At 54.1% G+C, this 24818-nt stretch carries 22 protein-coding genes; 10 read left to right on the top strand and 12 right to left on the bottom strand.

Going from position 1 to position 24818, the window contains the following annotated elements; all coding sequences use genetic code 11:
- Positions 1–39: 39 nt before the first annotated feature.
- The 5 genes from yidA to dnaA all read right to left on the bottom strand — a co-directional run bounded on the left by yidA (position 40) and on the right by dnaA (position 7203).
- Positions 40–852, bottom strand: coding sequence for a sugar-phosphatase (gene yidA, locus AC0LWE_RS19285; RefSeq protein ID WP_202668233.1), 813 nt, complete (start codon positions 850–852; stop codon positions 40–42).
- 180 nt (positions 853–1032) lie between these two features.
- The gene (gene gyrB, locus AC0LWE_RS19290; protein ID WP_202668232.1) at positions 1033–3447 is read right to left on the bottom strand and encodes a DNA topoisomerase (ATP-hydrolyzing) subunit B; all 2415 of its coding nucleotides are present in this window, start codon (positions 3445–3447) and stop codon (positions 1033–1035) included.
- A gap of 28 nt (positions 3448–3475) precedes the next feature.
- Complete coding sequence (gene recF, locus AC0LWE_RS19295; RefSeq protein WP_202668231.1) at positions 3476–4549, bottom strand: DNA replication/repair protein RecF; 1074 nt, start codon at positions 4547–4549, stop codon at positions 3476–3478.
- A 154-nt stretch (positions 4550–4703) separates the two neighbouring features.
- Positions 4704–5804, bottom strand: coding sequence for a DNA polymerase III subunit beta (dnaN, locus tag AC0LWE_RS19300; protein ID WP_059180664.1), 1101 nt, complete (start codon positions 5802–5804; stop codon positions 4704–4706).
- A gap of 4 nt (positions 5805–5808) precedes the next feature.
- Positions 5809–7203 carry a chromosomal replication initiator protein DnaA gene (gene dnaA, locus AC0LWE_RS19305; RefSeq protein ID WP_041689172.1) on the bottom strand — a complete coding sequence of 465 codons (1395 nt, stop codon included), beginning with the start codon at positions 7201–7203 and terminating at the stop codon, positions 5809–5811.
- 601 nt (positions 7204–7804) lie between these two features.
- Between dnaA and rpmH the strand changes: the two genes are divergently transcribed.
- The 9 genes from rpmH (at position 7805) to AC0LWE_RS19350 (ending at position 15338) form a co-directional block, all read left to right on the top strand.
- Positions 7805–7945, top strand: a complete 141-nt coding sequence (rpmH, locus tag AC0LWE_RS19310) for a 50S ribosomal protein L34 (protein ID WP_002220736.1) — start codon at positions 7805–7807, stop codon at positions 7943–7945.
- A 16-nt stretch (positions 7946–7961) separates the two neighbouring features.
- The gene (rnpA, locus tag AC0LWE_RS19315; RefSeq protein WP_041689569.1) at positions 7962–8321 is read left to right on the top strand and encodes a ribonuclease P protein component; all 360 of its coding nucleotides are present in this window, start codon (positions 7962–7964) and stop codon (positions 8319–8321) included.
- Positions 8285–8542: a membrane protein insertion efficiency factor YidD gene (gene yidD, locus AC0LWE_RS19320; RefSeq protein ID WP_015585463.1), complete on the top strand. Its 258-nt coding sequence runs from the start codon at positions 8285–8287 to the stop codon at positions 8540–8542. Before rnpA ends, yidD begins: the two co-directional genes overlap by 37 nt.
- Before the next feature lie 2 nt (positions 8543–8544).
- A complete protein-coding gene (gene yidC / locus AC0LWE_RS19325; protein ID WP_015961104.1) occupies positions 8545–10191 on the top strand; it encodes a membrane protein insertase YidC in 1647 nt (548 codons plus the stop codon).
- Between the two features lie 72 nt (positions 10192–10263).
- Positions 10264–11628, top strand: coding sequence for a tRNA uridine-5-carboxymethylaminomethyl(34) synthesis GTPase MnmE (mnmE, locus tag AC0LWE_RS19330; protein ID WP_202714117.1), 1365 nt, complete (start codon positions 10264–10266; stop codon positions 11626–11628).
- 112 nt (positions 11629–11740) lie between these two features.
- Entirely contained in the window at positions 11741–12916 is a 1176-nt protein-coding gene (locus tag AC0LWE_RS19335; RefSeq protein ID WP_202668230.1) for an MFS transporter, read from the top strand.
- Positions 12885–13847 carry an HTH-type transcriptional regulator YidZ gene (gene yidZ, locus AC0LWE_RS19340; protein ID WP_059180667.1) on the top strand — a complete coding sequence of 321 codons (963 nt, stop codon included), beginning with the start codon at positions 12885–12887 and terminating at the stop codon, positions 13845–13847. The genes AC0LWE_RS19335 and yidZ overlap by 32 nt, the downstream gene beginning before the upstream one ends.
- A gap of 142 nt (positions 13848–13989) precedes the next feature.
- The gene (locus AC0LWE_RS19345; RefSeq protein WP_059180668.1) at positions 13990–14736 is read left to right on the top strand and encodes a 4'-phosphopantetheinyl transferase family protein; all 747 of its coding nucleotides are present in this window, start codon (positions 13990–13992) and stop codon (positions 14734–14736) included.
- A 35-nt stretch (positions 14737–14771) separates the two neighbouring features.
- Positions 14772–15338: an NADPH-dependent FMN reductase gene (locus tag AC0LWE_RS19350; protein ID WP_131487833.1), complete on the top strand. Its 567-nt coding sequence runs from the start codon at positions 14772–14774 to the stop codon at positions 15336–15338.
- 85 nt (positions 15339–15423) lie between these two features.
- Here AC0LWE_RS19350 and AC0LWE_RS19355 read toward each other — a convergent pair whose 3' ends face one another.
- Entirely contained in the window at positions 15424–16761 is a 1338-nt protein-coding gene (locus AC0LWE_RS19355; RefSeq protein WP_138108109.1) for an NCS2 family permease, read from the bottom strand.
- A gap of 167 nt (positions 16762–16928) precedes the next feature.
- On the opposite strand from AC0LWE_RS19355, the gene yieH reads away from it, so the two are divergent.
- Positions 16929–17594: a 6-phosphogluconate phosphatase gene (yieH, locus tag AC0LWE_RS19360; RefSeq protein WP_015961097.1), complete on the top strand. Its 666-nt coding sequence runs from the start codon at positions 16929–16931 to the stop codon at positions 17592–17594.
- Positions 17595–17706: 112 nt separating this feature from the next.
- Here yieH and phoU read toward each other — a convergent pair whose 3' ends face one another.
- From phoU to glmS, 6 genes are all read right to left on the bottom strand, one after another.
- Complete coding sequence (gene phoU / locus AC0LWE_RS19365) at positions 17707–18432, bottom strand: phosphate signaling complex protein PhoU (RefSeq protein WP_015961096.1); 726 nt, start codon at positions 18430–18432, stop codon at positions 17707–17709.
- A gap of 137 nt (positions 18433–18569) precedes the next feature.
- Entirely contained in the window at positions 18570–19343 is a 774-nt protein-coding gene (gene pstB, locus AC0LWE_RS19370; RefSeq protein WP_015961095.1) for a phosphate ABC transporter ATP-binding protein PstB, read from the bottom strand.
- 46 nt (positions 19344–19389) lie between these two features.
- Positions 19390–20280: a phosphate ABC transporter permease PstA gene (gene pstA, locus AC0LWE_RS19375; protein ID WP_015961094.1), complete on the bottom strand. Its 891-nt coding sequence runs from the start codon at positions 20278–20280 to the stop codon at positions 19390–19392.
- Positions 20280–21239 carry a phosphate ABC transporter permease PstC gene (gene pstC / locus AC0LWE_RS19380; protein WP_059180671.1) on the bottom strand — a complete coding sequence of 320 codons (960 nt, stop codon included), beginning with the start codon at positions 21237–21239 and terminating at the stop codon, positions 20280–20282. The genes pstA and pstC overlap by 1 nt, the downstream gene beginning before the upstream one ends.
- 77 nt (positions 21240–21316) lie before the next feature.
- Positions 21317–22357, bottom strand: a complete 1041-nt coding sequence (pstS, locus tag AC0LWE_RS19385; protein WP_059180672.1) for a phosphate ABC transporter substrate-binding protein PstS — start codon at positions 22355–22357, stop codon at positions 21317–21319.
- A gap of 320 nt (positions 22358–22677) precedes the next feature.
- Complete coding sequence (glmS, locus tag AC0LWE_RS19390; RefSeq protein ID WP_059180673.1) at positions 22678–24507, bottom strand: glutamine--fructose-6-phosphate transaminase (isomerizing); 1830 nt, start codon at positions 24505–24507, stop codon at positions 22678–22680.
- Positions 24508–24818: the final 311 nt, after the last annotated feature.

Consider the following 24818-nt stretch of genomic DNA (forward strand, 5'->3'; position numbering starts at 1 on the left):
GCCCCGGTTTATAACCGAGGCTGATGAGTTGAGTCAGGCTTAATTCAGGACAAATTTCTCGATAGCGTAGGCAACGCCGTCTTCCAGGTTGGATTTGGTCACGAAATTGGCGACATCTTTCACCGACGGGATCGCGTTTTCCATCGCCACGCCCATCCCTGCGTATTCGATCATTGCGATGTCGTTTTCCTGATCGCCAAGGGTCATGATCTCTTCCGGCCTGATGCCCAGCGCGTCGGCCAGCGATTTTACGCCCGTACCCTTATTGACGCGTTTATCGAGGATTTCGAGGAAGTACGGCGCACTTTTCAGCACGGTGTATTTCTCTTTTACCTCCGCCGGAATGCGGGCAATCGCCTGATCCAGAATCGCGGGCTCGTCAATCATCATGACTTTCAGGAATTGCGTGCTCGGATCCATTTTCTCGGCTTCGCAGAACACCAGCGGAATGGTGGCGACAAAGGATTCATGGACGGTGTAGTAGCTGATATCGCGGTTAGCGGTGTAGAGCGTATTGCGATCGAGCGCGTGGAAATGGGAACCGACTTCACGTGACAGTTTTTCGAGGTACAGGTAATCGTCATAGCTCAATGCCGTTTGCGCCACGGTGCTGCCGTCAGCGGCTTTCTGTACCAGCGCGCCGTTATAGGTGATGCAGTAATCACCGGGCTCATTCATCTGCAGCTCTGTCAGATAGCTGTGAACGCCGGCATAGGGACGCCCCGTTGTCAGCACCACATTCACGCCTTTTGCGCGCGCGGCGGCAATCGCCTTTTTAACAGCAGGAGAAATAGTGTGGTCTGGCAGCAGCAATGTGCCGTCCATGTCGATTGCAATGAGTTTAATGGCCATGAGATCCCCGATTTAAATGAGTCTGTCCTCATGCTAACGCGATTCCGCACGGAAAACAGTAAAAGAGTCGTGGAGAAAGGGGGATGGAGTTGAGGAAGGGGATTCCTCTTTTGTGAGGTGTTTTCACCCTCACCCGCCCTTTTCCCAAAGGGAAGAGAGCGGGTGAGGGAGTTTTACAACTTAGATATCGATATTCGCGGCTTTCAGGGCGTTCTCTTCAATGAAGGCGCGGCGCGGTTCTACGGCATCGCCCATCAATGTCGTGAACAGCTGGTCGGCAGCAATCGCATCTTTCACGGTCACGCGCAGCATACGGCGGCTTTCCGGATCCATCGTCGTTTCCCACAGCTGATCCGGGTTCATTTCACCCAGACCTTTATAACGCTGAATATACAGACCACGACGGGACTCTTTGACCAGCCATTCCAGCGCCTGCTCAAAGCTGGCAACAGGCTGACGGCGCTCGCCACGTTCGATGAAGGCATCGTCTTCGATCAGACCGCGCAGCTTCTCGCCCAGCGTACAAAGACGACGGTATTCGCCACCGGTCACAAATTCGTGATCCAGCGGGTAATCAGTGTCTACGCCGTGAGTACGCACACGAACGATTGGCTCGAACTGGTTCAACTCAGCATTTTCGCGGACATCAAACTTCCACATGCTGCCGTGCTGCTCGTTCTCATTCAGCTCGGTGATCAGCTGGTTAATCCAGCGAGTCACGGTCTGCTCATCGCTCAGATCGGCTTCGGTCAGCGTTGGCTGGTAAACCAGCGCCTTCAGCAGCGTGCGCGGGAAGCGACGCTCCATACGGCCAATCATTTTCTGCGTCGCGTTGTACTCAGAAACCAGTTTTTCAAGAGGCTCACCCGCCAGCGCCGGAGCGAACGCGTTGGCGTGCAGAGAAGCACCGTCCAGAGCGATAGAGATCTGGTACTGGTCCATCGCTTCATCGTCTTTAATGTACTGTTCTTGCTTGCCTTTCTTCACTTTATACAGCGGTGGCTGTGCAATGTAGATGTGGCCACGTTCAACGATTTCCGGCATCTGACGGTAGAAGAACGTCAGCAACAGCGTACGGATGTGTGAACCATCGACGTCCGCATCGGTCATGATGATGATGCTGTGATAGCGCAGTTTATCCGGGTTGTACTCGTCACGACCGATACCACAGCCGAGAGCCGTGATAAGCGTAGCCACTTCCTGAGAAGAGAGCATTTTGTCGAAACGCGCTTTCTCAACGTTGAGGATTTTACCCTTCAACGGCAGAATCGCCTGGTTCTTACGGTTACGGCCCTGCTTCGCAGACCCGCCCGCAGAGTCCCCTTCCACCAGGTACAGTTCGGAGCGAGCCGGATCGCGTTCCTGGCAGTCCGCCAGTTTGCCCGGCAGGCCCGCCAGATCCAGCGCACCTTTACGGCGAGTCATTTCACGGGCTTTACGCGCCGCTTCACGCGCACGTGCCGCATCGATAATTTTGCCGACTACGATTTTCGCGTCAGACGGGTTTTCCAGCAGGTATTCGCTCAGCAGTTCGTTCATCTGCTGTTCAACGGCGGTTTTCACCTCGGAAGAAACCAGTTTGTCTTTGGTCTGAGAGGAGAATTTCGGGTCCGGTACTTTGACCGACACCACGGCAATCAGGCCTTCACGGGCATCATCACCGGTTGCGCTGACTTTCGCTTTTTTGCTGTAGCCTTCTTTATCCATGTACGCGTTCAGCGTACGGGTCATCGCCGTACGGAAACCGACAAGGTGTGCGCCGCCATCACGCTGCGGAATGTTGTTGGTGAAGCAGTAGATATTTTCCTGGAAACCATCGTTCCACTGCAGCGCAACTTCAACGCCGATACCGTCTTTTTCGGTGGAGAAATAGAAGATATTCGGGTGAATAGGCGTTTTGTTTTTGTTGAGATACTCAACAAATGCCTTGATGCCGCCTTCGTAGTGGAAATGGTCTTCTTTGCCGTCACGCTTATCGCGCAGACGAATTGATACGCCAGAGTTCAGGAATGACAGCTCGCGCAGGCGTTTTGCCAGAATTTCGTATTCAAATTCAACCACGTTAGAAAACGTCTCGTGGCTCGGCCAGAAACGTACGGTGGTACCGGTTTTTTCCGTGTCGCCAGTGACGGTCAGTGGAGCCTGCGGCACCCCGTGAGAATACACCTGGTGATGCGCTTTACCTTCGCGGTAGATAACCAGTTCCAGCTTCTGCGACAGGGCGTTCACAACGGAAACGCCAACACCGTGCAGACCGCCGGACACTTTATACGAGTTATCATCGAACTTACCGCCCGCGTGCAGAACGGTCATGATGACTTCTGCAGCAGACACGCCCTCTTCCGGGTGAATACCGGTCGGGATACCACGGCCATCATCCTGTACGGAAACGGAGTTATCGCCGTGAATGGTGACGATAATATCTTTACAGTGACCCGCGAGTGCTTCGTCGATAGCGTTATCCACAACCTCGAATACCATGTGGTGCAGACCGGTGCCGTCATCGGTATCGCCGATATACATACCTGGGCGCTTACGCACCGCATCCAGCCCTTTCAGGACTTTGATACTGGAGGAGTCATAAGAATTCGACATCAACGTTTCTCGCTCATTTATTCTTGGGTTAATCCGTTATTTTACCCTTTTCCACGGTGAACATCTTCGAATTTTTGTCCGACATGTCCAGAACGTGTTCAGCGCTAATTGCGCTGACGAAAACCTGCGACTGCGTGGCTTTTAAGCGGCTGGCAAGCAGTCCGCGCCGTGCGTCGTCGAGTTCCGAGGCAAAATCATCTATCAGATACAGACAGCGCCGCCCGCTTTCGCGGGTGAGGAACTCCCCTTGCGCCAAACGCAGCGCGCACATCAGGAGTTTGAGCTGTCCGCGCGACAAGGTGTCTTCGACCGGTGCGCCGTCGGCACGAATGCGGAAGTCCGCTTTGTGTGGGCCGTGCGCGGTATAGGTCAGCATGCGGTCGCGTTCGAAGCTTCTCTCCAGCACTTCGGCATAATCCGTCTCTTTCTCCCAGCCGCGCTGGAAGGAGAAGGTGAGAGAAAACTCGGGTAGAAATTGTTTGCAGGTATCCGCCATATCTTCGGCAATGCCTGCGCTGTATTCGGCTCGCCAGCGGCTAATTTGCTCCGCAAGGGGAACCAGTTCCATATCCCACGGGCGCACCTGCGCGTAACGAGTAACCTGTCGCAGCGCGGCATTGCGCTGTTTGAGCAGTCGCTTAAGATTGCTCCAGGCGTTAAAGAAACCCGCTTCGTTGTGAAAACATCCCCAATCAAGGAATGCTCTTCTGTATTTGGGGCCGCCGTTGAGTAACGTAAACCCCTCAGGCGTAATCAGCTGCATCGGCATCAGCAAGGCCAGCTCAGCAACTTTGTGCCCATCGGTGCCGTCGATGCGCACTTTGCTGTCGCCCTGCTTGTCTTTCGTCAGACCAATCGAGGTTTCACGCTCGCGGCCCTGTAATCGACCGTGCAGAATAAACGAGTCCTGTTCATGACGGATGACGCGACCCACCTGCAAGCTGCGAAAGGCGCGGCCATGACCCAGCGTGTAGATGGCTTCCAGCACGCTGGTTTTCCCGCTGCCGTTAGCGCCGACCAGGAAATTAAAGCCGGGAGATAAAGCGAGATCCGCATTTTCGATATTGCGGAAGTCTTTAATGAGCAGGCGCGTCAGTGACATATATCAGTACATTGATCCATAGATCCAGGGCGTAATCGGCGCAGCCCGTTTCAACGCGGACTGCGCGCAGACCCTGGAGCGTACACGGAGTACGCGACAGGGGCGAGCACAGCCCAGGTTGAAAATGGCAAGTAAGATAGCCCGATATTTTCCACTAGAGGCGCATTGGCATGACGACGTAGGCTGCACTTTGTGAGGCCGCATCTTCAATCTGCACGCTTGAAACCGAATCGGTCAGCAGAATACGAACGTTCTCGCATTTCAGCGCATTCAGCACATCCAGCACGTAGCTGACGTTGAAGCCGATTTCCATTTCAGTCCCGGCGTAGGTGACGTCCAGAATCTCTTCTGCCTCTTCCTGCTCCGGGTTATTCGCGGTGATTTTGATCTGGTTTTCACTCACGTACAGACGCACGCCGCGGAATTTCTCGTTTGAGAGGATCGCTGCACGGGCAAAGGCCTGTTTAAGGATATCGCAGCCCGCCTCCAGCGTTTTGTCCGGATTCTTCGGCAAAACGCGGCGATAATCAGGGAAACGACCATCAACCAGCTTGGACGTAAAGATAAAATCGCCAACGTGTGCGCGAATATTATTGCTACCAATTTGTACGCGCAGCGGGTTTTCGCCGCCGTCGAGCATACGCATCAGCTCAATCACGCCTTTACGCGGGACGATCACCGAATGGCTGGGCAACGTCACGCCAATGGGCATCGAGCAGACCGCCAGACGGTGGCCGTCGGTCGCCACGGTACGGAGTTCTTCACCTTCGGTTTCGAACAGCATGCCGTTTAAATAGTAACGAACGTCCTGATGCGCCATCGAAAACTGGGTGGCTTCAATCAGACGTTTCATCGTCGCCTGCGGCAGGGTGAATTCAACTTCACTTTGCCAGTCGTCGAGGTTCGGAAAATCAATCGCAGGCAGCGTTGAGAGTGAGAAACGACTGCGGCCAGAACGCACCAGAATACGGTCGCCTTCCAGCTGCACAGCAATTTCCGCGCCCTCTGGCAATCCACGGCAAATATCAAAGAATTTACGCGCCGGGACAGTCGTTGCGCCTGCATCATGTGGCTGAGACAGCGTCACACGAGCAACCATTTCCATTTCAAGATCGGTTCCCGTCAGCGACAGCGTGCCGTCAGCGACCTGCAGTAGCAGATTACCAAGAATAGGCAGCGTCGGGCGGCCACCTAATGGGCCACTCACCTGTTGCAGCGGTTTTAATAAATGTTCACGTTCAACGGTAAATTTCATAGCGTCACGATGATAGGGTTCTGATTAAATTGGAAAAATCTTCTTTTATGTCATGGCTTTCTTCACGTAACTGCTCAATCTTACGGCAGGCATGAAGGACGGTCGTATGGTCACGGCCACCAAACGCGTCGCCAATTTCCGGCAGACTGTGGTTGGTCAGCTCTTTTGCCAGTGCCATCGCCATCTGACGCGGACGCGCTACCGAGCGAGAACGACGCTTGGACAGCAAGTCGGCAATTTTGATTTTGTAATACTCGGCCACCGTCTTCTGGATATTGTCGATGGTGACCAGCTTTTCCTGAAGCGCCAGCAGATCGCGTAGCGCTTCACGCACGAAATCAATGGTAATCGCCCGGCCCGTAAAATTGGCGTTGGCAATCACACGGTTCAGCGCGCCTTCCAGCTCACGAACGTTGGAACGCAGTCGCTTAGCAATAAAGAACGCCACTTCACCCGGCAGGCGAATGTCGTTTTCGTCCGCTTTTTTCATCAGGATCGCAACGCGGGTTTCCAGCTCCGGCGGCTCGATCGCCACGGTCAGGCCCCAGCCAAAACGAGATTTTAGACGATCTTCAACGCCGTTGATCTCTTTTGGATAACGATCCGAGGTCAAAATGATCTGCTGATTGCCTTCAAGCAATGCGTTGAAGGTGTGGAAAAACTCTTCCTGGGATCGTTCTTTATTAGCAAAGAATTGAATGTCATCGATCAACAGCGCATCGACGGAGCGGTAGTAGCGTTTAAACTCTTCGATCGCGTTGTTTTGCAGGGCTTTTACCATGTCCTGAACGAAGCGCTCGGAGTGCATATACACTACTTTTGCATTGGGCTTGCGCGCCACAATGCCGTTGCCCACCGCATGCAGCAAGTGCGTTTTACCTAAGCCAGTGCCGCCATAAAGGAACAGTGGGTTATAGGCGCCGCCTGGGTTGTCCGCAACCTGACGGGCCGCAGCACGCGCCAGCTGGTTCGATTTACCTTCTACAAAGTTATCAAACGTATGTTTAACGTTAACGTTGGAGCGGTAGGTCGGTTCCGCGGGTGCTGGAACGTTGTCCCAACCCGAACGCGCGGGCTGGATGATGCGTGGAGTAGGCACATGAATCTGCGCGGGAGCCGCTACGTTCACGGTCTCTCTGACGGTCTGGGTGACGGGTTTCGTCCCCACCTCAAAACGCAGCTGCGGGGCATCTGCACCGCAAAAATCGTTAAGCAATCCATTGATGTTATTGAGGTATTTATCCCTTACCCAATCGAGCACGAAACGGTTTGGCGCATACAAAGCCAGCGTGTTATCGCTCAGTTCCGCCTGCAACGGGCGGATCCACATACTGAATTCTGTGGCTGGTAACTCATCCTGCAATCGGGCAAGACATTGCTGCCAAAGCGAAAGTGACACGGCGGACTCCACTCGAACAATAAAAGAAAGACACTGAATAATCGTGATTGTTGGCACACGTCGACAAGACCCTGTGCAAAAGGGTGACGTGCGAATTGCTATCTGCAATTTTGCCTGACCAGACCCACTGGGATCCCGATCAGGACCGCGGATCATAGCCTAAACTGAGCCAGAGATCTTCTGTTTCTCACAGATTCTTCCCGATTTATCCACAGGAAGATCCGAAACCGGGTAAGTGTAATCGATCCTGGCTGGAGCACGCACGATTTGGCCCGCATATTGGAAAATTTAATGAGCAAAGACAATTTTCTGCTTAAATGATCTCATGAAGATCCTGGACGATCCTTGCGATTTGGTTGGGAGGTCGTATAATCCTCCACCCGGCGCGTGATGCTCGACTTCCTGCGTCGGACCGTTGTTCATTTTCCACGCGAAAAGGTGCGGAAATACGCGGGAAATAAGGAAAGAGAATTGACTCCGGAGTGTACAATTATTACAATCCGGCCTCTTTAATCACCCACGCTGAGGCGTTAGTCGTTCGTTAATCGTTCGGGTATACGCGAAAGTCAGTGAATTTATTCAAGTTTAGGTAGAAATCGCCATGAAACGCACTTTTCAACCGTCTGTACTGAAGCGCAACCGTTCTCACGGCTTCCGTGCTCGTATGGCTACTAAAAATGGTCGTCAGGTTCTGGCACGTCGTCGTGCTAAAAGCCGTTCTCGTCTGACCGTTTCCAAGTAATAAAGCTAACCCCTGAGTGGTTAAGCTAGCATTTCCCAGGGAGTTACGTTTGTTAACTCCCACTCATTTCACATTCGTCTTCCAGCAGCCATATCGGGCTGGCACGCCGCAAATCACCATCCTCGGCCGCCAAAATTCGCTGGGGCATCCCCGCATCGGTCTCACAGTCGCCAAGAAAAACGTTAAGCGTGCGCATGAACGCAATCGGATTAAACGTCTGACGCGTGAAAGCTTCCGTTTACGTCAACACGAACTTCCGTCAATGGATTTCGTTGTGGTGGCGAAAAAGGGGGTTGCTGACCTCGATAACCGTGCTCTCTCGGAAGCGTTGGAAAAACTATGGCGCCGCCACTGTCGCCTGGCTCACGGGTCCTGATAGGCCTTATCAGGGTCTATCAGCGCCTGATCAGTCCGCTGCTGGGGCCGCATTGTCGTTTCACGCCAACGTGTTCTAGCTACGGAATTGAGGCATTGCGCAGGTTTGGAGTGATAAAAGGCAGTTGGTTGACGGTGAAACGCGTATTAAAATGCCACCCTTTACACCCTGGTGGTGACGACCCCGTCCCGCCCGGACCATTTGATACCAGAGAACACTAACGATGGATTCGCAACGCAATCTTTTAGTCATCGCTTTGTTGTTCGTGTCTTTCATGATCTGGCAAGCATGGGAACAGGATAAAAATCCTCAACCCCAGCAACAGCAGACCACGCAGACCACGACCACCGCAGCGGGTAGCGCCGCCGACCAGGGCGTACCGGCCAGTGGCCAGGGAAAACAGATTACGGTTAAAACCGATGTGCTTGAGCTGACAATCAACACCCGTGGTGGTGATATTGAGCAGGCGCTGCTGTTGACCTACCCGAAAGAGCTGAAGTCAAACGAACCGTTCCAGTTACTGGAAACGACGCCAGAGTTCCTCTATCAGGCACAGAGCGGCCTGACCGGTCGTGATGGCCCAGATAACCCGGCTAACGGTGCTCGTCCGCTGTATAACGTCGATAAAGATACGTTTGTGATGGCTGATGGCCAGAATGAACTCGCGATCCCGATGACTTACACTGACGCGGCCGGCAACACGTTCACCAAAACCTTCACCCTGAAACGCGGTGAGTATGCGGTGAGTGTGGGCTATAACGTGCAGAACACCAGTGCGAAACCACTGGAAGTTTCGACGTTTGGTCAGCTGAAGCAATCCATCAATCTGCCGTCTCACCGTGACACCGGAAGCAGCAACTTTGCGCTGCACACTTTCCGTGGCGCGGCGTACTCCACGCCAGATACCAAGTACGAGAAATACAAATTCGACACCATCGCGGATAACGAAAACCTGAACGTCAGTGCTAAAGGCGGCTGGGTTGCGATGTTGCAGCAGTATTTCGCGACAGCGTGGGTGCCGAACAACGACGGTGTTAACAACTTCTATACTGCAAATCTGGGCAATGGCATCGCCGCTATCGGCTATAAGTCACAGCCGGTTCTGGTTCAGCCGGGTCAAACCGGTACGCTGGGCAGCACCCTGTGGGTCGGTCCGGAAATCCAGAATAAAATGGCAGCCGTCGCACCGCACCTGGATCTGACGGTAGATTACGGTTGGTTGTGGTTCATCTCTCAGCCGCTGTTCAAACTGCTGAAATGGATCCATAGCTTCCTGGGCAACTGGGGCTTCTCCATCATCGTTATCACCTTTATCGTTCGTGGCATCATGTACCCGCTGACCAAGGCGCAGTACACCTCCATGGCGAAGATGCGTATGCTGCAGCCGAAGATTGCGGCGATGCGTGAGCGTCTGGGCGATGACAAACAGCGTCAAAGCCAGGAAATGATGGCCCTGTACAAAGCAGAGAAGGTAAACCCTCTGGGTGGTTGCTTCCCGCTGCTGATTCAGATGCCAATCTTCCTTGCGCTGTACTACATGCTGATGGGCTCCGTTGAATTGCGCCACGCGCCGTTCGCACTGTGGATCCATGACTTGTCTGCACAGGACCCGTACTACATCCTGCCGATCCTGATGGGTATCACGATGTTCTTCATTCAGAAGATGTCGCCGACCACTGTGACCGACCCGATGCAGCAGAAGATCATGACCTTTATGCCGGTCATCTTCACCGTGTTCTTCCTGTGGTTCCCGTCAGGTCTGGTGCTGTACTATATCGTCAGCAACCTGGTGACGATCCTTCAGCAGCAGCTGATTTACCGTGGTCTGGAAAAACGTGGTTTGCATAGCCGCGAAAAGAAAAAATCCTAATCCGGTAAGATAACGCTAAAATAAGGGCGGTCATTTGACCGCCTTTTTTATTTGTATTTGACGAGAAAAACCATGAGCCATAACGACACTATCGTCGCCCAGGCAACCCCACCAGGACGCGGTGGCGTAGGGATTTTGCGTATCTCCGGCCTGAAGGCGCGCGAGGTGGCCGAAGCCGTGCTGGGCAAATTGCCAAAGCCGCGCTACGCCGACTATCTCCCATTTAAAGATGCGGACGGCACCGCGCTGGATCAGGGCATCGCGCTGTGGTTCCCCGGCCCAAATTCCTTTACCGGCGAAGACGTGCTGGAGCTGCAGGGTCACGGCGGTCCCGTTATCCTCGACCTGCTTTTAAAACGTATTCTGACGCTGCCGGGCCTGCGCATCGCTAAACCGGGTGAGTTCTCCGAGCGTGCTTTCCTGAACGACAAGCTTGATCTGGCCCAGGCCGAAGCCATTGCCGACCTGATTGACGCCAGTTCCGAACAAGCGGCCCGTTCCGCACTGAACTCGTTGCAAGGTGCGTTTTCCGCACGCGTGAATCACTTAGTGGAAGCACTTACTCACCTGCGAATCTATGTCGAAGCTGCCATCGACTTCCCGGACGAGGAGATCGACTTCCTGTCTGACGGCAAAATCGAAGCACAGCTGAACACCGTGATGGCCGATCTGGAAGCGGTTCGTGCCGAGGCGCGTCAGGGAAGTTTGCTCCGCGAAGGGATGAAAGTGGTGATTGCCGGGCGTCCAAACGCCGGAAAATCGAGCCTGCTGAACGCCCTTGCAGGTCGCGAAGCGGCGATCGTGACCGATATAGCGGGCACAACCCGCGACGTTTTGCGTGAACACATTCATATCGACGGCATGCCGCTGCATATTATTGATACTGCTGGCCTGCGCGACGCCAGCGACGAAGTTGAACGTATCGGCATCGAGCGTGCCTGGCAGGAAATTGAACAAGCCGACCGCGTGCTGTTTATGGTGGATGGCACTACCACCAGCGCAGTGGATCCTGCGGATATCTGGCCTGACTTTATTGCTCGCCTGCCGGCTAAACTGCCGATTACCGTCGTGCGTAACAAAGCCGATATGACCGGCGAAACGCTGGGTTTGAGCGATGTAAACGGTCACTCACTGATTCGCCTGTCGGCTCGAACCGGTGAAGGCATTGAAGACCTGCGTAACCATCTCAAGCAGAGCATGGGCTTTGAAACCAATATGGAAGGCGGCTTCCTGGCGCGTCGTCGTCATCTACAGGCGCTTGAAGCGGCTGCAAATCACCTCGATCAGGGCAAAGCACAACTGCTCGGCGCGTGGGCGGGAGAACTGCTGGCAGAAGAGCTGCGCCTGGCGCAGCAGAGTCTGAGCGAGATCACCGGCGAATTTACCTCAGATGATTTGCTGGGACGCATTTTCTCCAGCTTCTGTATCGGTAAATAATCCTCATGATCCCCTGGTGATTTCCTGACAGGAAATCACTAGTGTCCAAATGGCAACTCGCGCTTTCACCGTAATCCCCCTATGCTTTGCGCCTGCCTGACATGGGGGATTTATGGCGCGTTTTCTGTTTTGTAGTTTTGCTTTAGTTCTACTTTATCCATCAGGCATCGATATGTATCTGGTTGGCCTTCCGCATATCGCGCGAGACCTGGGGGCCAGCGAAGCGCAATTACATATCGCGTTTTCTGCCTATCTGGCAGGTATGGCCTCGTCGATGTTATTTGCCGGGAAGATCGCCGACAAAGCCGGACGACAGCCCGTCGCCATTACCGGCGCAGTAATCTTTGCTTTGGCCTCCGTGCTCTGCTCAATGGCGCAGGACAGCACGCTGTTCCTCTCTGGCCGGTTTATCCAGGGCATCGGCGCGGGCGGTTGCTACGTGGTGGCATTTGCGATTTTACGCGATACCCTCAGCGCTCAGCGTCGCGCCAAAGTGCTTTCCATGCTGAACGGCATCACCTGTATTATTCCAGTGCTTGCACCTGTTGTCGGCTATCTGATTATGCTCAAGCTGCCGTGGCAGAGCCTGTTCTGGACGATGGCCGCCATGGGCGCGTTGGTCTTTATTCTGTCGATCACCGTGCTAAAAGAGACGCACCCCGGCTCGCATCATTCCGGGCATTCCGCAACGATCCAACCCGCCGAAACGCTGCTCAACCGCTTTTTCATCAGCCGTCTGTTAGTCACGACGATGAGCGTGGCCGTCATTCTCACCTTTGTAAACGTTTCCCCGGTATTGCTAATGGAAACGATGGGGTTTGATCGGGGCGAATATTCAACGGTGATGGCGCTGACGGCGATGGTCAGCATGGCGGTGTCGTTTTCTACACCCTTTGCACTCAACGTCTTCAGCCAGCGTACGCTGATGCTTACTTCTCAGGTGTTGTTCCTGGCCGCAGGCGTGATTCTGGCGACCGCAAGCTCACATGCCATCATGCTGGGAGGCATTACGCTGATTTGCGCCGGTTTCTCCGTGGGGTTTGGCGTGGCGATGAGCCAGGCGTTAGGGCCGTTCTCATTGCGGGCGGGCGTCGCCAGTTCCGCGCTGGGTATAGCACAGGTGTGCGGGTCATCCCTGTGGATATGGCTCGCTGCGGTGATCGGCCTTAATGCCCTGAATATGCTGATCGGGATCCTGATTGGCTGTAGCATGCTGTGTATCCTGTTACTTATGGCGATACAGCCCGCGGCGCATTATGAAGAAGCCCCTCAGCAGTCTCGATCTTAATCTGTTACTGTGCCTGCAGCTGTTGCTGCAGGAGCGCAGCGTCACCAAAGCGGCAAAGCGCATGAACGTCACTCCGTCGGCGGTCAGTAAATCGCTGGCGAAACTGCGCGACTGGTTTGACGACCCGCTGTTTGTCAAAACGCCGCTGGGACTGCTCCCGACACCGCTGACGGTCAGTCTTGAGCAAGACCTCACGGACTGGATGCAGATTGGCAATCAGATCCTCGATAAATTCCATCACGACTCGCCGGGCGGACTGAAATTCGAACTGGCGGCGGAAACGCCGCTGATGCTGATCCGTTTTAACACTTTGCTGGAGCAGGTGAATGAGCGCTATCCGCAGGCGACCGTGCGTATGCGGCACTGGGATTACGATTCGCTGGATGCCATTACGCGAGGGGAAGTCGATCTTGGCTTTACCGGACGCGAAACGCACCCACGCTCGCGCGAACTCCTGAAACTGATGCCGTGGTTTATCGACTACGAAATCCTGTTTAGCGACCGTCCCTGCGTCTATTTGCGCGAAGATCACCCCGCGCTCCAGGAAGAGTGGAATCTGGAGACGTTTCTGCGTTATCCGCACATCAGCATCTTCTGGGAACGCAGCGACACCTGGGCGCTGGACGAAGTGCTCAGAGAGATGGGACACGAGCGCAACATTGCTCTCAGTCTGCCGGGTTTTGAGCAGTCGATGTTTATGGCCGCGCAACCTCACCACAACTACATTGCGACCGCGCCGCACTATTGCCATCACTATAATCAGATCCACCAGCGCAATCTGGTCAGCCGTCCAATCCCCATTGACGAAGCGCTGTCTGAAAAACTCACCGTCCCTTTCACGCTGATCTGGCATAAACGGAACAGTCACAACCCCAAACTTGTCTGGTTGAAAGAGACAATCAAGGCGTTGTATTGCGATTCACTGCGCTAAGGATCTCTTTTTTGCCCCTGCAAATGTAAAGTTCGGTTCATTGGCTTCTCATACCCCCATTTACCGATTAAAACAGATGCAAAGTTAAGCGATAATGGTGTAACCGTTTAACCTGTCACTGACCATTATCATGGAGCGAAAAATGGCAACGCATTTTGCAAGAGGGATACTGACAGAAGGACGACTTGCCTCCGTCAGGCTCTCTTCGGCCTGCCACAATCAGGCACGTACGCTACCGGAACATCGACGCACGCGATTCCTGGCCTCCCGTGCGCTACTCGCCGAGCTGATGTTTATGCTTTATGGCACGAGCGAACTCCCCGAAATGCTCACGCAGCCTGAGGGCCGCCCCGTTTTTGCGGATCCCGAACTCCCGAGTTTTTCGGTGGCGTATACGGGGAATATCGTGGGTGTAGCGCTGACGACGGAGGGAGATTGTGGGCTGGATATGGAACTTCAGCGCGTCACGCATAGCTTCCACGGTCCCCACGCGCACGACGATTACCCGCTCTCCAGCAATGAAAAGCTGTGGGTGCGCAATCAAAACGATCCCAACGAAGCCAAAGCGCAGCTGATTACTCTCCGTCAGAGCATCCAAAAACTCTCCGGTTGCGCGGTCGATGACGCGAGCTTGTTGCAGCTCCTGCCGGGCTCAGGCCGCCTGCGTTCCGCCAAAGCGGCACGCGTTGAAGCGCTTAGCGACGCGGAAGACGTTTTGATCTGGTCCATTGCCGTGACGCCTGCCATTGAGCGCCTGAGAATCTGGGAATTTGACAGTCGATACGGGTGGCGTAGCCTGCCTGATGTTCCGGCTCGCGCTAACAAACCCGCAGCCCGCCTGATAAGATTAATCAGCTTACCGACAGAAAAAGCGTTAACCCTCAATTGACCCGTCCTGGGCCATCATGGCGAAAAGGAGTAATCATGTCTGATACGTTGAAAGTTGTTACGTTACTGGGAAGCCTGCGTAAAGGCTCATTTAATGGGATGGTTGCCCGCACGCTACCCAAACTTGCCCCTGCGGGAATGGACGTGTCGGCATTACCCTCCATTGGTGATATTCCGCTGTATGACGCCGATGTTCAGCAGGAAGAAGGTTTCCCGCACAGTGTGGAAGCGCTTGCAGAGCAAATCCGCCAGGCGGACGGCGTAGTGATTGTCACACCGGAATATAACTACTCGGTGCCAGGTGGGTTGAAGAATGCGATCGACTGGCTGTCACGCTTACCCAATCAGCCGCTTGCCGGTAAACCTGTGTTGATCCAGACCAGCTCAATGGGCGCGATTGGCGGCGCACGCTGTCAGTATCACCTGCGCCAAATCCTGGTGTTCCTGGATGCGATGGTGATGAACAAGCCGGAATTTATGGGCGGTGTGATTCAGAATAAAGTGGATACGCAAACGGGCGAAGTGGTCGATCAAAGCACGCTGGATCATCTGACCGGTCAGCTGACTGCGTTTGGGGATTATATTCAGCGGGTTAAAGCATAAGAGAAGTGCGAACCCTCTCCCACCGGGAGAGGGAAATCAGAGCGTAGGTCAGGAAAGCAAAGCGCCACCTGACACCACTGGCAACTTAGTGTGCATCGATAAACACAATCTTCAGTACAAACAGCAACGCCACAACAACAACGCATGGGCTGAGCTCGCGGAAACGACCGGTACCGATTTTCATCACGCAGTAAGAGATGAAGCCCAGCGCGATACCTTCGGTGATCGAGAAGCTAAACGGCATCATCACGGCAGTGATAAACGCCGGAACCGCTTCGGTTAAATCTTCCCACTTCACACGCGACAGGCTAGACGTCATCAGCACGCCCACATAAATCAGCGCGCCTGCGGCCGCATACGGTGGAACCATCCCCGCCAGCGGCGAAAGGAAGATCACCAGCAGGAACAGAAGACCAACTACAACGGCCGTCAGACCGGTACGGCCACCGACGGAAACGCCGGACGACGACTCAATATAAGCGGTAACAGACGACGTACCGATAAATGAGCCCGCGACAGACGACACGCTATCAACAAACAGCGCCTGCTTCATGCGCGGGAATTTGCCGTTCTCATCTGCCAGACCGGCTTTGTCGGTCACGCCGATTAGCGTCCCGGAGGAGTCGAACAGGTTGACCAGCATGAAGGAGAAAATCACGCCCGCCAGGCCCAGGTTAAACGACCCCGCCAGATCAACGTGACCAATCACGCTAGACACGCTCGGTGGCGCAGAGACGATGCCGTGATACTGCACGTCGCCCATCATCCAGCCCAGCAGCGTCGTCACCACGATAGACACCAGCACTGCCGCATGAATATTGCGGGAGGCCAGAATCGCGATGATAAAGAAGCCCAGCACGCCCAGCAGAACGCTGTGAGACGTCAGATTACCAATGCTCACCAGGGTTTCTGGGTTCGCGACGATAACGCCCGCGTTTTTCAGCCCCATCATGCCGATGAACAGGCCGATCCCGCTGGTGATCCCCACGCGCAGGCTCACCGGGATATTGGCAATCATCCAGTAACGCACGCGGAAAATGGTCAGCAGCAACAGGCCGACAGCACCCCAGAAGATGGCGCCCATCCCCACTTGCCACGGCAGCCCCATCGCCTGCACGACAACAAAGGCAAAGAAGGCGTTAAGACCCATCGCCGGCGCCAACGCCACCGGGAGGTTAGCAAACACGCCCATCAGAATACTGCCGAGAGCAGCAATCAGACAGGTGGTGACGAAGACGGCGCTGGTATCCATGCCAGCAACGCCCAAAATTTGCGGGTTAACAAAAACGATATACACCATCGTCAGGAAGGTGGTGAAACCAGCGATCACTTCGGTGCGTGCCGTCGTGCCGTGCTCGCGCAATTTGAACACGCGCTCAAGCAAACCCTGACCAGACGTCTGGGTAGTGTGTTGTTGACTCATCATCAATTTCCGAACATAGGAGGGAAAATTCGTCGCTATCCTATACCAAAATGCGACAATAAGGGCGGTTACGAGATACTTTTTTTCATTGATTTTGCTTATACGGCAACGATTGCGTCTCGTGATTCTGCAGTACGTAAACGTTAAACTTGTTAAAAGGGAAAAGCATGTCTGAGATTGAAGCGGTATTTTTCGACTGCGACGGTACGCTGGTCGACAGTGAGGTCATTTGTTCCCGCGCGTATGTCAGCATGTTCCAGGAATTTGGCATTACGCTCGATCTCGAAGAGATTTTTAAGCGCTTTAAAGGCGTGAAGCTTTACGAGATTATTGACATCATCAACGCCGAGCACGGCGTCAGTCTTGCGAAAGCGGACTTAGAGCCTGTTTACCGCGCCGAGGTCGCACGCCTCTTCGACTCGGAACTGGACGTCATCGCGGGCGCAAACGCGCTGCTGGATTCCATGGCGGTACCGATGTGCGTAGTGTCTAACGGACCGGTCACCAAAATGCAGCACTCTCTCGGCAAACTGAAGATGTTGCATCACTTCCCGGAAAAACTGTTCAGCGGTTACGATATCCAGCGCTGGAAGCCCGATCCTGCGTTGATGTTCCATGCGGCGAAAGCGATGAATGTGAACGTGGAGAACTGTATTCTGGTGGACGATTCCAGCGCGGGCGCGCAGTCGGGGATTGATGCGGGAATGGAGGTGTTTTACTTCTGCGCCGATCCGCATAACAAGCCGATTGACCATCCGAAAGTGACGACCTTTACCGATTTAGCGCAGCTGCCGGAATTGTGGAAAGCGCGCGGGTGGAAGATTACCCGCTAAGTTTCCCCTCACCCCTCTTCTTCCACAGGAGAGGGAGAAAAGCGAAACGCTCAGTGATTGAGGGAACGTCGCGAAACCTTCCCTCTCCCGGTGGGAGAGGGCTAGGTCAACATCACTCTTTCGGATCGCTACCCGCCAGCAGTTTGTCCAGCTCATCGCCCCCAACGTGACGGAAATCTTGTCCCTTCACGAAGTAGAAGATGTATTCGCAAATATTCTGACAACGATCGCCGATACGCTCGATAGAGCGGGCGCAGAACAGCGCGGTCAGGACGCTTGGAATGGTGCGCGGATCTTCCATCATGTAGGTCATCAGCTGACGCACAATGCCTTCATATTCCTGGTCGACCTTCTTGTCTTCACGGTAGATACGCACCGCTTCATCCAGATCCATACGCGCAAAGGCATCCAGCACGTCATGCAGCATTTGCACGGTGTGGCGGCCCAGCGACTCCAGGCTGACCAGCAGCGGCTGGTGCTGGTGAGAGAATTTCTCCAGCGCCGTGCGGCAGATTTTATCGGCCACATCGCCAATACGTTCAAGTTCAGCGATGGTTTTGATGATCGCCATCACCAGACGCAGGTCGCTCGCCGTCGGCTGACGTTTCGCAATAATGCGGACGCAGGCTTCGTCGATCGCGACTTCCATCATATTGACGTTTTTGTCGCCTTCGACCACGCGCTTCGCCAGCTCGCTGTCCTGATTGTGCATCGCGGTAATCGCATCAGAAAGCTGCTGCTCCACCATGCCACCCATGGTCATGACCTGAGTGCGAATGCTTTCCAGCTCGGCGTTAAACTGACCGGAAATGTGTTTATTAAGGTTGAGATTGTCCATCATTCCTCCAGATGCCCAAAATATTTCTGGCTGCAACAGGGCGGCAACTGAGCAAATCCCCGAAAGCGTAGTTCTCTACGTGACCGGAGTAAGCAAAGGCCGCCAACGCGGGTACAGCCTAAAAGATGAAGGACATATCAGCCGTAACGACCGGTAATGTAGTCTTCTGTTTGTTTTTTGGCGGGCTTGGTGAACAGATCGTCCGTATTGCTGAACTCAATCAATTCGCCCAGGTACATAAACGCCGTATGGTCTGAACAACGCGCGGCCTGCTGCATGTTATGGGTGACAATCACCACGGTGTAATCTTGCTTCAGCTCGGTGATCAGCTCTTCAATACGGCCCGTTGAGATCGGATCCAGCGCTGAACATGGCTCATCGAGCAGTAGCACTTCAGGGCGAATCGCGATACCGCGCGCGATGCACAGACGCTGCTGCTGGCCCCCAGAGAGAGAATATCCGCTCTGGTGCAACTTATCTTTGGTTTCGTTCCAGAGTGCGGCCTTGGTCAACGCCCACTGCACGCGCTCGTCCATATCGGCGCGAGACAGCTTTTCGAACAGGCGCACGCCAAAGGCGATGTTGTCGTAAATGGACATCGGGAACGGCGTCGGTTTCTGGAATACCATGCCCACTTTGGCACGCAGCAGGGCGATATCCTGGGTATTGGTCAGAATATTGTCGCCATCCAACAGGATTTCGCCTTCCGCACGCTGCTCCGGATAGAGCGAGTACATTTTGTTAAAGGTACGCAGCAGGGTGGATTTGCCACAGCCCGATGGACCGATAAATGCCGTCACCTGGTTTTTGGCGATATCCAGGTTGATGTTTTTCAGTGCATGGAATTTACCGTAGTAGAAGTTCAAATCACGAACCTGAATCTTACCCGGTGCAGTATCAACCATACTCATTGACTCATTTCCTCATTCGGCGCCGCGTGATGCCGCGCCGTAAAAATTAACCGTGTTTCTGTTTCGCGAAAATGACGCGCGCCAGAATGTTCAGCAACAGTACGCACAGAGTGATAATTAACACCCCTGCCCAGGCCAGTTGTTGCCACTCGGCAAACGGGCTCATCGCAAATTTAAAGATGGTGACCGGCAGGTTAGCGATGGGCTGCATCATGTCGGTGCTCCAGAACTGGTTCGAAAGCGCGGTAAACAGCAGCGGCGCGGTTTCGCCTGCGATACGCGCAATCGCCAGCAGGATGCCGGTCATGATCCCGGAGACTGACGCTTTCAGCGTAATCGCGGAAATCATCTTCCATTTCGGTGTACCCAGCGCATAAGCCGCTTCACGCAGGCTGTCCGGCACCAGTTTCAACATGTTCTCAGTAGTACGGATAACGATAGGCACTTGCAGCAGCGCCAGCGCAATCACGCCCGCCCAGCCTGAGAAGTGCTCCATCTGCGCGACCACAATGGTGTAGACGAACAGGCCAACCACAATAGACGGCGCGGAAAGCAGAATATCGTTGATGAAACGAATCACCTCAGCGACCCAGGATTTACGGCCATATTCCGCCAGATAAATCCCCGCCATGATGCCGAGAGGCGTTCCGACAACGGTCGCCCAGAAGATCAGCAGGCCACTGCCTGCCAGGGCGTTTGCCAGCCCGCCACCCGCCGTATTTGGCGGCGGCGTCATCTCGGTGAACAGCGCAATCGACATCCCGTCGATGCCGCGCGTGATCGTCGAGAACAGGATCCACACTAACCAGAACAGGCCAAACGCCATCGTCGCCATAGAAAGCGTCAGCGCAAGGCGATTTTTGAAGCGACGGCGCGCCTGCATTTTGCGGCGAGATTCTGCCAGCGCAGTGGTGCTTTGCATTTCGAGCGTAGCCATTAGCGTGCCCCCTCATTTTTCGCCAGGCGCATGATCATCAGCTTGGAGATCGCCAGAACGATGAAGGTGATAACGAACAGAATCAGACCCAGTTCCATCAACGCCGCCACATGCAGACCTGATTCCGCCTCGGCAAATTCATTTGCCAGCGCGGAGGTAATACTGTTACCCGGCATAAACAGCGAGGCGCTGTCGAGCTGATAGGTGTTACCGATGATAAAGGTCACCGCCATGGTTTCACCTAGCGCACGACCCAGACCCAGCATGACGCCGCCGATAACACCATTTTTGGTGAACGGCAGGACGATGCGCCAGATAACTTCCCACGTAGTGCAGCCGATACCGTAGGCCGACTCTTTCATCATCACCGGCGTTTGTTCAAACACATCGCGCATGACCGCCGCAATGTACGGGATAATCATGATGGCGAGAATCACGCCTGCGGCCAGAATACCGATCCCGAACGCCGGGCCGGAGAACAGCGCGCCAACAAAAGGAATATTCGACAGGACATTGCCCACCGGTTCCTGGAAGTATTTCGCAAACAGCGGAGCAAAGATAAACAGGCCCCACATGCCGTAAACGATACTCGGAATCGCCGCCAGCAGTTCAATCGCGATGCCCAGCGGACGCCTGAGCCAGTTAGGGGCCAGCTCCGTCAGGAACAGCGCGATACCAAAGCTCACCGGAACGGCAATCAGCAGGGCGATAAACGAAGTGACCAGCGTGCCGTAAATCGGCACCAGCGCACCGTAAATATCGTTCGGTGCATCCCACTCTTTGGTCCACAGGAAGGCGAACCCGAATTTCTGGATGCTCGGCCAGGAGGAGAAAATCAGTGACACGATAATGCCGCCCAGCAGCAATAGCACAATCAGCGCAGCCAGTTTTACCAGCGCGCTGAAAATCTTGTCACCATTTTTACCCGGAGGGTTAAAAGCAGGCTTGGTTGCAGCCATAAATTACTCTTCTGTTAAATACGTTTTACGAAGTAAAGCGGGTGAAATTCACCCGCCATTTTCGTCAGTATGCCAAATCAATACAATGCTTTACCGCTGCTGTCTTTCACGTTTGTTTTCCATGCAGCACGAATCTGCTCAACCACGCTGTCCGGCAGGCTTGCGTAATCCAGGTCGTTAGCCTGTTTGCCACCGTTTTTGTATGCCCAGTCGAAGAACTTCAGCACTTCAGCGCCCTGCTCAGGTTTCTTCTGATCTTTGTGCACCAGGATGAACGTGGTGGACGTGATTGGCCACGCGCCGTCACCTTTCTGGTTCGTCAGATCCTGTGCGAAGGATTTGCTCCAGTCAGCGCCTTTCGCGGCATTTGCGAAGTTTTCTTCGGTCGGGCTAACCGGTTTACCGTCAGCTGAAATCAGCTTGGTGTAAGCCAGGTTGTTTTGCTTGGCGTAAGCGTATTCAACGTAACCGATTGAACCCGGCAGACGCTGTACGAACGCGGCGATACCGTCGTTACCTTTACCGCCCAGACCGGTCGGCCAGTTAACCGTAGAGCCAGAACCGATTTTGGATTTCCACTCTTCGTTCACTTTCGCCAGGTAGCTGGTGAAGACGAAGGACGTACCGGAACCGTCAGCACGACGAACCACAGCGATGTTTTGCGAAGGCAGTTTCACGCCTGGGTTCAGTTTGGTGATGGCTTCATCATCCCATTTTTTGATTTTGCCGAGGTAGATATCGCCAAGGGTTTTGCCATCCAGCACCAGTTCGCCAGATTTCAGACCCGGGATATTCACGGCCAGCACAACACCACCGATAACGGTTGGGAACTGGAACAGACCTTCCTGAGCCAGTTTGTCATCGGACAATGGCGCGTCAGATGCACCGAAATCAACGGTATTAGCCGTAATTTGTTTAACGCCACCGGAGGAGCCGATACCCTGATAGTTAACCTTGTTACCGGTCTCTTTCTGGTAGGTATCTGCCCATTTGGCATACACCGGCGCAGGGAAAGTTGCACCAGCGCCAGTCAGGCTTGCTTCTGCGAATACAGAGAACGCGCTCATCGATAAGGTCGCGGCGACAACAGTTGCGACAGTGGTACGCATAACTTTCATAATGTCTCCTGCAAGGATTTCGTAAATCGTTGTTTAGTGGCTACGATGAGCAAAATAGGACAATCAGGTGACAGATAAATGTACGAAATATGACAGTTTTATGACATGAAAAGTTTAACTTAAAAAATCGCGAAATAAGCATTAATAAACAGAAGGTTAGGTATCTTTATGACACTCTGTTTTCAGAAAAATTTTATTTGTGTGACACTGAAAAAGTAGCTGAAAATGACAGATTGTCATCAACAAAGAGAGAAGGGATTGATTAAAAACAAACCAGCAGGAAAGAGAAAAGCTCCACCCGAAGATGGAGCCTGAAGGGATTATTCTACGGTAACTGACTTCGCCAAGTTACGCGGTTGGTCAACGTCGGTGCCTTTAATCAGCGCGACGTGATAAGCCAACAGTTGCAGCGGAACGGTATAGAAGATCGGTGCAATCACCTCTTCCACATGCGGCATCTCAATGATGTGCATGTTGTCGTTGCTAACAAAACCGGCATCCTGATCGGCAAAGACGTACAGCTGGCCACCACGGGCGCGCACTTCTTCAATGTTGGATTTCAGTTTTTCCAGCAGTTCGTTGTTCGGCGCAACGACGATAACCGGCATGTCCGCGTCAATCAGCGCCAGTGGGCCATGTTTCAGCTCACCTGCCGCGTAGGCTTCGGCGTGGATATAGGAGATCTCTTTCAGCTTCAGCGCGCCTTCCAGCGCGATTGGATACTGATCGCCACGGCCCAGGAACAGTGCGTGGTGTTTATCAGAGAAATCTTCCGCCAGCGCTTCAATGCGTTTGTCCTGAGACAGCATCTGCTCAATGCGGCTCGGCAGCGCCTGCAAACCATGAACGATATCGTGCTCAATCGACGCATCCTGGCCTTTCAGACGCGCCAGTTTCGCCACCAGCATCAGCAGAACGGTCAGCTGGGTGGTGAACGCTTTGGTCGACGCCACACCGATTTCTGTCCCCGCTTTGGTCATCAGCGCCAGATCGGACTCACGCACCAGCGAAGAGCCCGGCACGTTACAGATCGCCAGAGAACCGAGATATCCCAGCTCTTTAGACAAACGCAGTGCCGCCAGGGTATCCGCCGTTTCACCGGACTGGGAAAGGGTGATCATCAGGCTGTTGCGACGCACCGCTGATTTGCGATAGCGGAATTCAGAGGCGATTTCCACATCGCACGGCACGCCAGCCAGCGCTTCAAACCAGTAACGCGAAACCATGCCGGAGTTGTAAGACGTTCCGCAGGCAACGATCTGAATATGCTCCACTTTCGCCAGCATCTCATTCGCGTTTGCGCCCAGTTCGCTCAGATCCACTTCGCCGTGATTGATGCGCCCGATCAACGTGTTTTTGATCGCGTTCGGCTGCTCGTAAATCTCTTTCTGCATGTAGTGACGATAAGTGCCTTTGTCACCCGCGTCGTACTGCAGACTGGATTCAATCTCCTGACGCTTCACCTCTGCGCCAGATTTATCAAAGACCGTAACGCTACGGCGCGTCACTTCGGCGATATCACCCTCTTCCAGGAAGATAAAGCGACGGGTGACCGGCAGCAGAGCCAGCTGATCGGAGGCGATAAAGTTTTCGCCCATACCCATGCCGATGACCATCGGGCTACCGGAACGGGCAGCCAGCAGGGTGCTTGGATCGCGAGAATCCATGATCACCGTACCGTATGCACCACGCAGCTGAGGGATCGCACGCAGCACCGCTTCACGCAGCGTACCGCCTTGCTCCAGTTCCCAGTGAACCAGGTGAGCAATAACTTCGGTATCAGTTTCAGAAACGAAGGTATACCCCCGCGCTTTAAGTTCCTCGCGCAGCGGTTCGTGGTTTTCGATAATGCCGTTATGCACCACGACGATGTGTTCAGACACATGCGGGTGTGCGTTGCCTTCTGAGGGTTCGCCGTGCGTCGCCCAGCGCGTATGTGCAATACCGGTACCGCCATGCAGCGGCGTTTCTTCCGCGGCTTGCGCCAGCATTTGCACTTTACCGAGGCGGCGCAGGCGGGTCATGTGCCCTGCTGCATCCACCACTGCCAGACCGGCAGAGTCGTAACCACGGTATTCCAGACGACGTAATCCTTCGATAAGGATTTCAGCAATATCACGCTGCGCAACTGCGCCAACAATTCCACACATAGTTAGATTTCCTGATTATGGCGTTATGCCATGCGTTGCCGCTGATCTGTATTACTCTTCGTCTTTCACGCTGCGACTGCGTTGGCTGCACGTGCTCGCCACGGTCACTTACTTAAGTAAGCTCCCATGGACTCTCACAATTGCCGCCTTGTCACAACGCGAAATCCTTTGAGTATGCCCGTTTCCGGGCGCCCCGAGCCTTGTAGAGAGTGGGGCTATATTTTTGGTTACTGCATTTTGGGCGGGGGATTATGTTATCCCCTCATCCCGACCCTCTCCCCAAAGGGGCGAGGGAGAAAACACCGCACCAA

The organism is Lelliottia sp. RD5 (assembly GCF_056032945.1).

Excerpts from the sequence above, each read along its gene's own strand:
- rpmH (WP_002220736.1), top strand. The coding sequence starts at position 7,805 with ATGAAACGCACTTTTCAACCGTCTGTACTGAAGCGCAACCGTTCTCAC.
- yidA (WP_202668233.1), bottom strand. The coding sequence starts at position 852 with ATGGCCATTAAACTCATTGCAATCGACATGGACGGCACATTGCTGCTG.
- glmS (WP_059180673.1), bottom strand. The coding sequence starts at position 24,507 with ATGTGTGGAATTGTTGGCGCAGTTGCGCAGCGTGATATTGCTGAAATC.
- mnmE (WP_202714117.1), top strand. The coding sequence starts at position 10,264 with ATGAGCCATAACGACACTATCGTCGCCCAGGCAACCCCACCAGGACGC.
- yidD (WP_015585463.1), top strand. The coding sequence starts at position 8,285 with ATGGCGCCGCCACTGTCGCCTGGCTCACGGGTCCTGATAGGCCTTATC.
- AC0LWE_RS19345 (WP_059180668.1), top strand. The coding sequence starts at position 13,990 with ATGGCAACGCATTTTGCAAGAGGGATACTGACAGAAGGACGACTTGCC.
- yidC (WP_015961104.1), top strand. The coding sequence starts at position 8,545 with ATGGATTCGCAACGCAATCTTTTAGTCATCGCTTTGTTGTTCGTGTCT.
- yieH (WP_015961097.1), top strand. The coding sequence starts at position 16,929 with ATGTCTGAGATTGAAGCGGTATTTTTCGACTGCGACGGTACGCTGGTC.
- dnaN (WP_059180664.1), bottom strand. The coding sequence starts at position 5,804 with ATGAAATTTACCGTTGAACGTGAACATTTATTAAAACCGCTGCAACAG.
- pstA (WP_015961094.1), bottom strand. The coding sequence starts at position 20,280 with ATGGCTACGCTCGAAATGCAAAGCACCACTGCGCTGGCAGAATCTCGC.
- pstS (WP_059180672.1), bottom strand. The coding sequence starts at position 22,357 with ATGAAAGTTATGCGTACCACTGTCGCAACTGTTGTCGCCGCGACCTTA.
- recF (WP_202668231.1), bottom strand. The coding sequence starts at position 4,549 with ATGTCACTGACGCGCCTGCTCATTAAAGACTTCCGCAATATCGAAAAT.
- gyrB (WP_202668232.1), bottom strand. The coding sequence starts at position 3,447 with ATGTCGAATTCTTATGACTCCTCCAGTATCAAAGTCCTGAAAGGGCTG.
- AC0LWE_RS19350 (WP_131487833.1), top strand. The coding sequence starts at position 14,772 with ATGTCTGATACGTTGAAAGTTGTTACGTTACTGGGAAGCCTGCGTAAA.
- pstC (WP_059180671.1), bottom strand. The coding sequence starts at position 21,239 with ATGGCTGCAACCAAGCCTGCTTTTAACCCTCCGGGTAAAAATGGTGAC.
- phoU (WP_015961096.1), bottom strand. The coding sequence starts at position 18,432 with ATGGACAATCTCAACCTTAATAAACACATTTCCGGTCAGTTTAACGCC.
- AC0LWE_RS19355 (WP_138108109.1), bottom strand. The coding sequence starts at position 16,761 with ATGAGTCAACAACACACTACCCAGACGTCTGGTCAGGGTTTGCTTGAG.
- pstB (WP_015961095.1), bottom strand. The coding sequence starts at position 19,343 with ATGAGTATGGTTGATACTGCACCGGGTAAGATTCAGGTTCGTGATTTG.
- AC0LWE_RS19335 (WP_202668230.1), top strand. The coding sequence starts at position 11,741 with ATGGCGCGTTTTCTGTTTTGTAGTTTTGCTTTAGTTCTACTTTATCCA.
- yidZ (WP_059180667.1), top strand. The coding sequence starts at position 12,885 with ATGAAGAAGCCCCTCAGCAGTCTCGATCTTAATCTGTTACTGTGCCTG.